The following is a 12,612-nucleotide window of genomic DNA, read 5'->3' as shown; positions in this document are numbered from 1 at the left end:
TGCGCCGGCGCTCCGCGCTCAGCGTTCGATGCGGTAGTGGAAGGTGTTGCGCACGCCGGGCACGGCCACGGGCTGGCCGTTTTCGAGGCGCGGCTGGTAGCGGAAAGTCTGCGCCGCGACCAATGACGGGCGGATGAACAGCGGGTGACAGTCGCCCACCACCTGCGGGTCCTCGACGCGGCCTTGCGGGTTGACCCGGTACTCCACCGTGCAGTCGCCCTGAATGCCCTTGTCGAGGGCGCGCTGGGGATAGTCCGGCGCCTCCTTGGCGATGGGCAGGTACTGGCGGCTGTTGGCGGCGGCTTCGGCCTGGCGGGCACGCTCGGCGGCCTGGCGTTGCTGTTCCGCCTGACGGGCAAGGTCGAGCTGGCGCTGCTGCTCGGCAGCCGCGGCGACGCGCTCGGCTTCCAGGCGCTGCTGCTCGCGGCGCCGGGTTTCCTGCTGCACCTGCTCCTGGCGCTTCTGTTCTTCCACGCGCTTGCGGGCCAGGGCGGCCTGTTCCAGCTTGCGCTGCTCGATTCGCGAGTCCACCTGCAGCTGCACCGGCTCGACGGGCGTCGGCAGCGGTTCCACCGGGGCGGCTTCGGCAATAGCCGGCTGCACCGGCGCGGGAGCCGGTTCGGGGGCTGGCGCAGGCAGGCTGATCAGTTGGGTGGTAAGCACCCGCTGGGCCGGTTCGGCGGGGCGCTCGGGGGCCCAGCCGGCCATCAGCAGCGCCAGCACGCCCAGGTGCAGGGCCAGGGCGCAGCCGGCGGCGAAGGCGTTGCGCCAGGTGCGGGCGCTGGGCAGCGACAGACGGGAGAGAGGCGCATCGCTCATGACCATCACGCTCATTGCGGCGCCTCGGTGATCAGCCCCAGGTTGGCCACCCCGCCCTGCTGCAGCGCGGCCATGGCAGCCACCACCTTGCCGTAGCCGGCGTCCTGGTCGGCGCGGATGTACACCTGGGTGTCGCCGCGCTCGGCGATCAGCGCGCCCACCTTGGTGGTCATCTCCTCCAGGGCCACGGCGCTGTCGGTCTGGCTTTCGGTGTCCAGCTCCGCGCCCAGGTTCCAGTAGTAGCCGCCGTCGGCCTTCACCGAGAGGGTGAGGATGCGCTGCTGGCTGTCACGGGGCAGCGCCTCGCTGGCCACCTTGGGCAGTTCGATCTTCACGCCCTGGGTGAGCATCGGCGCGGTGACCATGAAGATCACCAGCAGCACCAGCATCACGTCGATGTAGGGCACCACGTTCATTTCGGCCTTGGGGCCGTGCTTGCGCTGGGGACGGACGAGCATGCTGCACCTCAGGCCGCGGCGGCGACGGGGTTGGCGCCGGCCAGGCGACGTTGCAGGCGGCCCTGCAGTTCGTTGCCGAAGGCGTAGTAGCGTGCCACCAGGCCCTGGGCGCGGGCCGAGAAGCGGTTATAGGCGATCACCGCGGGGATGGCGGCGAACAGGCCGATGGCGGTGGCGATCAGTGCTTCGGCGATGCCCGGGGCGACGGTGGAGAGGGTCGCCTGCTGCACCTGGGACAGGCCGATGAAGGAATTCATGATCCCCCACACGGTGCCGAACAGGCCGATGTAGGGGCTGACCGAGCCGACGGTGGCGAGGAAGGTGAGGCCCTTCTCCAGGCGCTCTTCCTGCTCGGCGATGGCGACATAGAGGGCGCGCTCGACGCCGTCCACCACCATCTCCGGGGCGATGCCCGGCTCGCGGCGCAGTTGGGCGAATTCCTGGTAGCCGGCCTGGAAGATGCGTTCCAGGGCGGCGTCCTCGTCCGCCTCGTCGCGGCGCTGCAGCTGGGTGAGGTCGGCGGTGCCACGGAAGCGCGCCTGGAAGGCCTTGGCCTGGCGCTCGATGCGCGCCAGCAGGGCGCCGCGCTGGACGATCAGGTACCAGCTGAACAGGGAGGCGAGCAGCAGGATCGCCATCACCCCTTTCACCAGCAGGCTGGCGTCGCTGATCAGGCCCCAGACGGTCATCTGTTCCAATGTTGCGTGCATGGTTGGTTCCTCGTGTTGCCGGGCCCCGCAGGGCCCTATTCGATTACGCGGCGATGACGGGTTGATGACAGCTCAGTGCAGGCCCAGGGTCCGGGCCACCTCGGCCCAGGGCACGAACTTGAAGTTCTGGGTCTGCTCGGGCATGCGCTTGCGGCCGTCCTGCACCACCAGCATTCCCTGGTTCCAGGGGCCGCCGAGGTTGGCGGAGGTGACTTCCAGGCCGTCGGTCTCCGAGGCGCCGTCGATGCCGGCCGCGGCGTTGAGGCCGACGCGGAAGGCACCGCGCAGGGCGAAGGGCGGCTCGGCGTCGAGCACCACGTAGCTGTCGTTGCCCTGGCTGGAGATCACCAGGTAGTCGCGCGCGTCGCTCTGGTACAGGCCCAAGCCCTCGACGTCGGCGTGCAGCGTCTCGCCCACCTTCATCACCGAGTGCAGCTCGGCGGGGGCTTCGGCGCGGGCGTCCAGGGCCCAGACGCCGACGTCTTCCTCACCGATGAACAGGCGCTGGCGCTGGTCGTCGGCGACGCAGCCCTCGGGCTGGCTCTCGACGCGGAACTCGCGCACCAGCTGCCCGCTCGCCTCGCCGCTGGCACCGTCCAGGCGGTACTGCAGGAAGCGCCCGTCCTTGCCGTTGGCGAAGGCGTAGATCTCGCCGGAGGCCGGCTGGAACAGGCAGATGCCGTAGATCTCCTTGAGCGGGGTGCGCACCTCGCCGGCCGGCTTCACCTCGCCCGTGGCACGGTCGATGGCGAACAGGCTGAGGCTGTTGGTGTCACGGTTGCTGGCCACCGCCAGGTCGACCCGCTGGCCGCCGAGGGCAAAGCCGGGGCGCACGTCGACGTTGTTCAGGCGGCCCACCGGCAGCTCCTGCAGCAGTTGGCCGTCGAGGCCGTAGACCAGCAGGCCCTGCTTCTTGTTGGTGCCGAGCACGCGACTGGCGCCCGGGTCGTTGGGGTTGACCCAGATGGCCGGGTCGTCCGCCGCGTCGCCCTGGCGGCCCACCGGCTCGCTCTGGCGCAGGGCGGCGACGCTGGGCAGTACCGGCGGCAGGGCCACGGGCTGCGCCTGCCAGTCCAGGCGGCCCTGGTACAGGCGCCCGCTGGCGTCGTCCTGCACCAGCAGGTCGGTGCCCTGGGCACTGGCGGCGACAGCGATGCGTTCGGGCTCTTCCAGACCGGCCAGCGCCAGGCTGGCCACGGCTTTCCAGGCCTCGCCCTGCTGCTGGTAGAGGTGCAGGCGGGCGGCGGCAGGGTCCAGCGCCAGCAGGCCGCCGGGGACCACGGCCATGGCGCCGGCGCTTTTCGCCAGGCCGCCGAAGGGGGCGACCAGGTCCACTGGCACGCGGGCGCTGTCAGCTTCCGGGTGGGCCGGGTAGGCCCAGAGGCCGACGTTCTCTTCGTTGACGAAGAGACGGTTGGCGGCGTCGTCCACCTGGCAGTACTCGGCGGCCGGCGGCAGGGCCAGGCCGCGCACGTGACGGGCCTCGGCGTTGAGGCGCTCGCCGGCACCCACCAGCCACTGCTCGCCGTGGCCGTCTTCGCCCACCAGGAACAGGTAGAGGTTGCGGGCGTCATCGCGGTACAGGCAGAGCCCAGCCACGGCGTAGTCACGGGCCGGCAGCTGCAGCGGCGTGCCCCAGCGATGGGTGTCGGTATCCAGGCCCACCAGGGTGGCCTGCTGGGTGGCGTTGTCGAGGCTGGCGGCGATCAGGCCCCTGGGGCCGGCGCTGCGCAGGTCGAGGCTGGAGAAGGAGCCGGGCAGGCGCGCCAGCTCCTTGCCTTCGCCGTCCAGCAGGAGCAGGCCGTTGCGCTCGCTGGCGGCCAGGCGCATGGCGGAGCCGGGCAGCTGGCGCAGCTCTTCGGCCTTGATCTTGGCCGAGGCGCCCCAGGGGCTGAGGGCCAGTTGCGGGGCCTGGGCTTCGGCGGCCGGCTGCGGCTGGCAGGCGGCCAGGCTGAGCAGGGCCGCGAGCAGCAGGGGATTGTGGGTGCGGGTGTGGGTCATCGGGCGGTTCCAGGCGATACGGGGGAACGGCCCTCCCCTGGCGGGGAGGGCGTGGCGATCAGAAGTGAGTGAAGGTCAGGCCGAGGGTGTAGGTCGGGCCGTATTCCTCGTATTGGGCGTTGTAGCTGCGGCTGCCGGTGTAGACGTAGTAGCTCTCGTCGGTGAGGTTCTGCGCCTCGAAGGACAGCTGCAGCTCCTTGGTCAGGAAGTAGCGGGCGCTGAAGTCGACGAAGGTCTGCGCATCCACGTGCAGGTCGTGCTGGCGGTCGCCTACTGGGGCCACTTCGTAGAGGTAGTCGGACTTGTAGTTGGCCGAGAGGCGCAGGCTGAGCTTGTCGTTCTCCCAGCCCAGCATCAGGTTGCCGACGGTGTCGGACTGGTTGGGCAGGTCGATGTCGCGCTTGAGGGTGCGGCCGCTGGCCTGGTCGAAGCCCTCGATGCTGGCGTCGGAACGGCTGAAGGTGGCGTTGGCGCCCAGCAGCAGGCCGTTCCAGGGGGCGGGCAGCCAGTCGAATTTCTGCGAGTAGGCCAGTTCCAGGCCGTAGAGCTTGGCGCTGTCGCCGTTGGCGAAGGTGTTGGCTTCGTCGAAGGTCGCCCAGTCGCCGGTGCCGGCCAGGTCGGTGTTGTAGACGAAGTTCTGGATGTCCTTGTAGAAGACGAAGGCCGAAACCACCCCGGCGCGGCCCAGGTAGTGCTCGATGCCGAAGTCGTAGTTGGTCGACTCCAGGGGCGACAGGTCGGGGTTGCCGAAGCTGGCTTCGTCGCCGTCGATGACGAAGCCCGGGGCCAGTTGGCCGAAGGTCGGGCGCACCACGGACTTGGTCCAGGCGGCGCGCAGCTGGGTGTCCTTGTCGATCTGGTAGCGCGCGTGCAGGCCGGGCAGCCAGTGGTGGTAGTCGCGCTTGCGCTCGATGCTCTCGTAGTCGCCATCGCGGATGCCGGTGCCCTTGGCTTCGAACTCGGTGCCCTCGTAGCGCATGCCGGCGATGAAGCGCCAGTCGTCCACGTCCAGGGTGTTCATGAGGTAGGCGGCGTTAATGTCTTCGCTCATGTCGAAGTCGTTCACCCGCGATTCTTCCTCGTTGTAGAAGTCGGCGGCGTTGAGCTGGCCGATCAGGCCCTTGATGGCGCTGGCGCTGATGCCGGGGCCGAAGCGGTCGAGGGCGTAGTGCACGTTGCCCTTCTGGAACTGGCCGAGGTTGAGCTGCTCGTCGCTGAAGAAGGTGTCCAGGCCCTCGTAGGTCCAGGCTTCCAGGTCGTTGGTCTTGTCGCGGCGGCTGAGCTTGCCGCCGAACTTGGCCTGGGCGGCGTAGCCGGAGAGGTCGTAGTCGCGGGCCAGGTCGAGGCGGATATTCTTCTCGGTGTCCTCGGTGTTCTGCTTCTCCCAGTCGACCTGGTCGAGGGCGAAGTTGGCCGGGTCGTAGAAGCCGTTCTCGACATTCAGGCGCGGCTTCTTGCTGTCGTTGAAGCCGGTGCCGGTGAAGTCGCGGATGCCTTCGAAGGTGGCGCCGGCGATGTGGCCGGGGCTGTCTTCGCTGGATTGGCTGTAGCCGGCCTGCCCGCTCAGGGTCCAGAGGCCCATCATGCGTTCGCCGCCGAAGACGTAGGACTGGATCTCCTGGGTTTCCTCGCGGTCCTTCAGCTCGCGGTAGCCCTCGCCGTCACCGGTTTCGCCCGGCAGGCGCGCGTCGTCGAACTCGATCCCGGCGGCGTTGCGCGTCTCGCTGTCCTTGTAGCGGCTGTAGAGGGTGCGCAGGTAGTAGCTGGAAACGTCGTCGGGCTTGTAGTCGAAGTTGAGGCCACCGCCGGCGCGTTCGCGGGTGATGGCGTAATCACGCTGCTCCAGCTCCTCCAGGCGGGCGCCGTCTTCGAAGTCCCAGGCGCCGCCGGTCTCGACGTTGTCGGAGCCGAACTTGCGCTTCTGCCAGCTCAGGGCGGCGGCCACGCCGAAGTTGTCGATGCCGTCGCCGAGGCTGAAGCGGTCGCTGATGGCGCCGGAGAACTTGGGGCTGGTCTTGTCGGTGTTCTCGTCGTAGCTGGCTTCGGTGCTGCCGGTGTAGAACAGCCCCTCGTGGTCGAAGGCGGAGAGGCTCTCCACGTCGACGGTGCCACCGAGGGAGTTGGCGTCCATGTCCGGGGTCAGGGTCTTGATCACGGTGAGCGACTGCACCAGTTCGGCGGGCAGCACATCCAGGGCCACGGCGCGGCGGTCGCTTTCCGGGGCCGGCACCAGGGTGCCGTTGATGGTGACGCTGTTCAGGTCCGGGCCCAGGCCGCGCACGCTGACGAAGCGACCTTCGCCCTGGTCGCGCTCCACCGATACGCCAGGCAGGCGCTGCACCGCTTCGGCGGCGTTCTGGTCCGGCAACTGGGCGACGCCGTCGGCATGCACCACGCTTTCCACGCTGTCGGAGGCGCGCTGCTCCTTCAGGGCCTTGTCGATGCTGGCGGCCTGGCCGACCACTTCGACGTGCTCGGTGGCGCCGGCAGCGCCCTCGTCGGCGGCCCAGGCAACGCTGGCCACGGCCAGGGTCAGTGCGCTGAAGGTGAAGCCCGCAAGCCGGGCGGCGGTGCTGCGCTTGTACATGAATGCTCTCCCCAGGAATCCAGGCCGAGCAAATGGCCCGGCAACTTGGGAGCGGACGCTAGGCAGCACGGATGAAGCTTCTGTGACAGCGAATGGGCGCCAGGCAGGAATGACGGGGTTTTGCCGGGGTGACCGGGGTGTTTTGAGCTGATATGACCCGAGCACGACGATGCAAGCATGGCCGGCGGCTCCTGTAGGGGCGAATTCATTCGCCCGCCGATCCCCTGCTGCAGGCCCCGCAGGGGCAGCCCTGCGGGCTGCTGGGCGAATGAATTCGCCCCTACGTAACGGCTCCGGAACAGCAAAAAACACCGCACCTTCCCTGAGCCAATCCGACCCTCCCGGCGCCCGTCGGCGCTGCAACTTCGCCGTCACAATCATCTGCTCTGCTGGCCCGGTCGAACCACCCGGACACCGCCATGACCTCCCTGCTCAAGCTGCATCGCCTCAAGCTCACCGCGCTGTTCCTGGCGGCCAATATCGGTTTGCTGCTGCACCTGGCGGTGGGCGACCTGAAGGCGACGTCGGAGTGGGTCTGGCTGGACATCCTCGGCGAAGGCGGCTCGGCGCTGCTGTCCCTGGTGTGGATCGGCCTGGTGCTGAAAAGCCGGCCCGCCGGGCGGGTCACCAACCTGCTGGTGCTGGGGCTGGCCGGGGTGTTCTTCTCCTGGTGGATCGACAGCCTCGACGAGTTCATCCGCATGCCCGACACGGTTCACTGGGATCATTGGCTGGAGTCGGTGCCCATGCCCATCGGCCTGGTGCTGCTGACCCTGGGCATCTACCACTGGCACCGCGAACAGCTGGCCATCAGCGCGCAGATGGAAAAGCGCGAGCGGCTGTTCCGCGAGCACCGCCAGTTCGACAAGCTCACCCCGCTGGGCGACGCCGACTACCTGCGCCGCCAGCTGGAACTGGGCCTGGCCGAGGCCGCGACGAACAACCAACCGCTGTCCCTGGTGATCCTCGACCTCGATGACTTCAACGGCCTCAACCGCCGCTTCGGCCATGGCGAAGGCGACCACCTGCTGCTGGCGCTGACCCAGTTGCTGCTGCTCAACCTGCGCCGCCAGGACCTGCTCTGCCGCCTGGCCGGCGATCGCTTCGTGGTGCTGCTGCCCAACACCGGCGAGGCCCAGGCACGGCAGCTGGCGGAGGAGTTGCGCGAGGCCGTGCGCCACTTCGCCCACAAGACCCGCCAGCACGGCGAGCGCCTGGAACTGCAGGCCACCGTGGCCGTGGCCATGGCCCTGCAGGACGACGCCGAGAGCCTGCTGCGGCGCCTCAATCTCGCCCTGGCGCGGGCCAAACCGCCGCGCCTGGCCCACAGCGCCTGAGGCCCGCCATGACACACAGGGGCAATGGCTACGAGTGCGACAGCCGTTTCATCGCCGCCCACCACCAGCCGGCGACGCTGATCGACCTGGCGCTGTCGCGGGACATCGACAGCCACCGCCTGCTGCGCGGCACCGGGCTGTTCTACGACGACATCGTGGCGGGCGAGCAGCGCATCAGCCCGCAGCAGTTTCTGGTGCTGATCGGCAACGCCCGGCGCCTGCTGGACGCCGACGACACCAGCTTCCTCTTCGGCCAGCGCCTATTCCCCGGCCACTACGGCGCCGCCAGCGACGCCCTGCGCCACGCCGCCAACCTGCAGGAGGCACTGGACCTGCTGGTGGCCCAGCGTGCGCTGCTCAGCCCGCTGCTGGCGCCGCGTCTACTGCTGGACGAGCAGGACGCCTGGCTCTATTGGGTGGATGCCTGCGGGGCCGGCGAGCACCAGCGCTTCCTGGTGGAAACGGCGATGACCGCGGTGCTGGGCATGAGCCGCTGGCTCTCCGGCGAACGCCTGCCCTGGCGCTGCCACTTCAGCCATGGGCAACCCCGCTGGGTGGAGCAGTACTGGGTGCACCTGGGCGAGGACGTGCTGTTCGAGCGGCAGATCGACGCCCTGCAGATACCCCGCCAGTACCTGGCCCGCCCCTGGCCGCAAGCGTCCCTCACCGCCGGGCGCGTAGCCCAGCAGCAATGCGAGCGGCAGCGAGAGGAACTGGGCTTCGACACCAGCCTGCTGGAAGGGCTTTATCACTGGTCGCTGGCGCGGGTGCGCGAGGCACCGACCCTGGAGCAGGCGGCCCTGGCCTTCGACATGAGCCCGGCCACCCTCAAGCGCAAGCTGGCCAAGCACGGCACCCACTACCAGGAGCAACGCGACCTGGTGCGCAAGCACGTGGCGCTCTACCTCTATCGCATCAAGGGCTACAGCAACGAGGAGGTGGCGAGCTACCTGCACTTCCACGACGCCACCAACTTCCGCCGCTCCTTCAAGCGCTGGACCGGGCTCTCGCCCAGTGCCCTGCGGCGGGTGCTGATGGGGGGCTAGGCGCTCACTCGTAGAAAAGCGACAGTGTGGCGAGGATGTTGATCATGCCCGGGGAAACCTTCTCCTCGGTCTGGTAGTACTGCGCGTAGATGGGGATCGTGCTACGTCCCTCCACTGGCCCCGAGTCGGCGAAGAAGGTCTTTTCCCCCAGCACAATCGGCCTCATGTCGTTGTTCCCCCTGAGCAGTTGCACGCCAACACCCTTCGCCAATTTCGGGCCCACGCTGTTCTTCAACACGCTGGGTTCGTCTTGCAGGCCCATGATCGAATAGGACACCCGGATATCCGAGTCGCAGGTCAGGGGAATGCCAAACTCCCGGGGGCGGGCAGTAGAGCCGATGCCCTTGAAGTCATGGAGGAAGGCAGTGGGAAGCGGCATCGGAATATTGCTGAGCGCCAGGCGGCAGCCGCGCTTCTGGAACTCCAGCCGGGAACCCGCAATGTTCAGCCGGTTGGTCAGGAGCTCTTGGTAGTAGACGTCGATCGGCGGGATATTGAAGGTGCCTGAGGTTATTTCCCCGGTCTTGATCAGCTGAATCCACCATCGCTGGGCCGGAAGATAAGTGTTGGGTGATATCGCCGTGGCACGAGTGGGGTAGTTCATGAGCACACCACCGCTCATCTCGCTGGGGAGGTTACTGGCGCTGTTCGACCAGGCCACCTTGATGCCGATGCCGGGTACGCCACTGGCATAGACCCCATCCTGCGTGGTCGCGGTCATACCCTGGGAATAGCCGTGCTTCTGCCTGATGGTCCCGGGGCCCCTGCAGACCGCGCTAGCCTCGCCGCTGCCTATCCAGCCGCGAGTGTCATAGATCACGGTCCCTACTGCTGCATCCCGGTTGACCTTGAGCGTCGCCGGCAGGTTGAAAGGTGTGCTCACCCCACTGCCAACGCACGATGCTCCCCACGCCGGCACCTGACTGAACAGCAAGAGCAGGGCGACTGGCAGAACGAGGGAAAAGGGACGATTCCATAAATTTTTCATGGGGCACCCGTGGTTCCTGGCATCGACGGTCAGCAAGGGACCGGGAATGCTAGCGATTAGCCCGGAGGTGGAAAATCAGCCCTGTCCGATAGTGCTGTAGTCGAACCTCTTCACGCCCGGCAACTGCATCACCGCCACGACCCGCTTCTACCAACCCGAGGTATTCGGTAGCCTTGACGCCTCACCTCCTCACCCGATTTTCCCATGCCAGACCTGACTCACAGCGTCCTCGACGAGATCGACCGCCAGCTGATCGCCGCCCTGCAGATCAACGCCCGCGAAAGCGTCGCCACCCTGGCGCGCAACCTGGGCATCGCCCGCACCACGGTGAATTCGCGCCTGGCGCGGCTGGAGAAGAGCGGCGTGATCACCGGCTACGGCGTGCGCCTGGGCCAGCGCGTGGCCGACGGCGGCCTGCAAGCCTACGTGGGCATCACGGTGAAACCGCGCAGCGGCAAGGAAGTGCTGCGCCGCCTCACGGCCATGGCCGAGGTGCAGGTGCTGTGCACCGTGAGCGGCGAATTCGACTACGTGGCCTGGCTGCGCGCCGACTCCCCCGAGCGCCTGGACCTGCTGCTGGACGAGATCGGCAATGTCGAAGGCGTGGAGCGCACCACCACCTCCATCATCCTCAGTTGCAAGATCGATCGCGGCCAGCCATTGGCACCCTCCTCCGGGGCGTAGAAGCCGCGCGTCAAAAGAGCACGGCTTCGCGAGCAGAGCTCGCTCCTACGGGTGGGGCCGTCGGTTCCAGGGGTCAGCGCTCGCGCCTACGCGCACCTTCCACGGCAGCTAGCCTGAAACAGGAAGCGAGCGCGCGAAATTCGTCATAACGCTATTAATAGTCGTCATTTTGCATCATGCGCAATCCAATCGACGACATTCTGCTTCTTATGGACGAAACCCGCGCTCCCTAGAATGCTCCCTTTCGCCGCGCTCAGACGGCCCCTTTTCGCCTTGCAGGTCCAGCATGAACAAGAACAATCGCCACCCCGCCGACGGCAAGAAGCCGATCACTATCTTCGGCCCGGACTTCCCCTTCGCCTTCGATGACTGGATCGAACACCCCGCCGGCCTGGGCAGCATCCCCACCGAGCGCCAGGGCGAGGAAGTGGCCATTGTCGGCGCCGGCATCGCCGGGCTGGTGGCCGCCTACGAACTAATGAAGCTGGGCCTGAAGCCGGTGGTGTACGAGGCCTCGAAGATGGGCGGCCGCCTGCGCTCGCAGAGCTTCGAAGGCACCGAGGGGATCATCGCGGAGCTGGGCGGCATGCGCTTCCCGGTGTCGTCCACGGCCTTCTACCACTACGTCGACAAGCTGGGCCTGGAGACCCGCCCCTTCCCCAACCCGCTGACGCCGGCTTCCGGCAGCACGGTGATCGACCTCGAAGGCAAGACCTACTACGCCGAGAAGATGGCCGACCTGCCGGCGCTGTTCCGCGAGGTGGCCGACGCCTGGGCCGACGCCCTGGAAGACGGTGCGCAGTTCGGCGAGATCCAGCAGGCCATCCGCGACCGCGATACCAAACGCCTGAAGGAACTGTGGAACAGCCTGGTGCCGCTCTGGGACGACCGCACCTTCTATGACTTCGTCGCCACCTCCAAGGCCTTCGCCAAGCTGTCGTTCCACCACCGCGAAGTGTTCGGCCAGGTGGGCTTCGGCACCGGCGGCTGGGACTCGGACTTCCCCAACTCCATGCTGGAGATCTTCCGCGTGGTGATGACTAACTGCGACGACCACCAGCACCTGGTGGTGGGTGGCGTGCAGCAGGTGCCGCTGGGCATCTGGCGCCACGTGCCGGAGCGCATGGCCCACTGGCCGGCGGGCACCAGCCTGGCATCCCTGCACAATGGCGCGCCGCGCCCGGGGGTGAAGCGCATCGCCCGCGCCGCCGATGGCCAGTTGGCGGTGACCGACGCCTGGGGCGACACCCGCCACTACGCGGCGGTGCTGACCACCTGCCAGAGCTGGCTGCTGACCACCCAGATCGAATGCGAGGAGTCGCTGTTCTCGCAGAAGATGTGGATGGCCCTGGACCGCACCCGCTACATGCAGTCGTCGAAGACCTTCGTGATGGTCGACCGCCCCTTCTGGAAGGACAAGGACCCGGTCACCGGCCGCGACACCATGAGCATGACGCTCACCGACCGCCTCACCCGCGGCACCTACCTGTTCGACAACGGCGACGACAAGCCGGGGGTGATCTGCCTCTCCTATTCCTGGATGAGCGATGCCCTGAAGATGCTGCCGCAGCCCATCGAGAAGCGCGTGAAATTGGCGCTGGATGCGCTGAAGAAGATCTACCCGGACGTGGACATCGCCAGCCACATCATCGGCGACCCGATCACCGTTTCCTGGGAGGCCGACCCGCACTTCCTCGGCGCCTTCAAGGGCGCGCTGCCGGGCCATTACCGCTACAACCAGCGCATGTACGCGCACTTCATGCAGGACGACATGCCTGCCGAGCACAAGGGCATGTTCATCGCCGGTGACGACGTGTCCTGGACCCCGGCCTGGGTGGAGGGCGCGGTGCAGACCTCGCTCAACGCCGTGTGGGGGATCATGAAGCACTACGGCGGCGCCACCCACGCCGCCAACCCCGGCCCGGGCGATGTGTTCGCCGAACTCGGCCCCATCGCCCTGCCGGAATGATCAGGAGAGACGC

At 67.7% G+C, this 12,612-nt stretch carries 10 protein-coding genes; 4 read left to right on the top strand and 6 right to left on the bottom strand.

Annotated features, from left to right (window positions below; genetic code table 11):
* Positions 1–18: 18 nt before the first annotated feature.
* The 5 genes from OEJ36_RS18880 to OEJ36_RS18860 form a co-directional block, all read right to left on the bottom strand.
* Entirely contained in the window at positions 19–834 is an 816-nt protein-coding gene (locus OEJ36_RS18880) for an energy transducer TonB (RefSeq protein ID WP_263402821.1), read from the bottom strand.
* Positions 831–1,277: a protein TolR gene (gene tolR / locus OEJ36_RS18875; RefSeq protein ID WP_263402820.1), complete on the bottom strand. Its 447-nt coding sequence runs from the start codon at positions 1,275–1,277 to the stop codon at positions 831–833. Before tolR ends, OEJ36_RS18880 begins: the two co-directional genes overlap by 4 nt.
* Positions 1,278–1,285: 8 nt before the next feature.
* The gene (gene tolQ / locus OEJ36_RS18870) at positions 1,286–1,987 is read right to left on the bottom strand and encodes a protein TolQ (RefSeq protein ID WP_263402819.1); all 702 of its coding nucleotides are present in this window, start codon (positions 1,985–1,987) and stop codon (positions 1,286–1,288) included.
* 72 nt (positions 1,988–2,059) lie between these two features.
* On the bottom strand, positions 2,060–3,988 hold the full coding sequence (locus tag OEJ36_RS18865) for a phytase (protein WP_263402818.1): 1,929 nt from the start codon (positions 3,986–3,988) through the stop codon (positions 2,060–2,062).
* 58 nt (positions 3,989–4,046) lie between these two features.
* A complete protein-coding gene (locus OEJ36_RS18860; protein ID WP_263402817.1) occupies positions 4,047–6,575 on the bottom strand; it encodes a TonB-dependent receptor in 2,529 nt (842 codons plus the stop codon).
* A 419-nt stretch (positions 6,576–6,994) separates the two neighbouring features.
* Here OEJ36_RS18860 and OEJ36_RS18855 point away from each other — a divergent pair, with 419 nt between their 5' ends.
* Both OEJ36_RS18855 and OEJ36_RS18850 read left to right on the top strand, forming a co-directional pair.
* Positions 6,995–7,912: a GGDEF domain-containing protein gene (locus OEJ36_RS18855; RefSeq protein ID WP_263402816.1), complete on the top strand. Its 918-nt coding sequence runs from the start codon at positions 6,995–6,997 to the stop codon at positions 7,910–7,912.
* A gap of 8 nt (positions 7,913–7,920) precedes the next feature.
* Entirely contained in the window at positions 7,921–8,958 is a 1,038-nt protein-coding gene (locus OEJ36_RS18850) for an AraC family transcriptional regulator (RefSeq protein WP_263402815.1), read from the top strand.
* A 4-nt stretch (positions 8,959–8,962) separates the two neighbouring features.
* On the opposite strand, the gene OEJ36_RS18845 is transcribed toward OEJ36_RS18850, so the two are convergent.
* Entirely contained in the window at positions 8,963–9,946 is a 984-nt protein-coding gene (locus OEJ36_RS18845; RefSeq protein WP_263402814.1) for a fimbrial protein, read from the bottom strand.
* Between the two features lie 204 nt (positions 9,947–10,150).
* On the opposite strand from OEJ36_RS18845, the gene OEJ36_RS18840 reads away from it, so the two are divergent.
* Complete coding sequence (locus OEJ36_RS18840) at positions 10,151–10,630, top strand: Lrp/AsnC family transcriptional regulator (RefSeq protein ID WP_263402813.1); 480 nt, start codon at positions 10,151–10,153, stop codon at positions 10,628–10,630.
* Positions 10,631–10,916: 286 nt separating this feature from the next.
* The gene (locus OEJ36_RS18835) at positions 10,917–12,599 is read left to right on the top strand and encodes a flavin monoamine oxidase family protein (protein ID WP_263402812.1); all 1,683 of its coding nucleotides are present in this window, start codon (positions 10,917–10,919) and stop codon (positions 12,597–12,599) included.
* Positions 12,600–12,612 lie beyond the last annotated feature (13 nt).

It is taken from the genome of Pseudomonas sp. PDM13 (genome assembly GCF_025685765.1).
GTDB classification, from domain to species: domain Bacteria; phylum Pseudomonadota; class Gammaproteobacteria; order Pseudomonadales; family Pseudomonadaceae; genus Metapseudomonas; species Metapseudomonas solani.
Note: the sequence above shows the minus strand (reverse complement) of the source record. Positions and strands in the feature narration are given on the sequence as shown.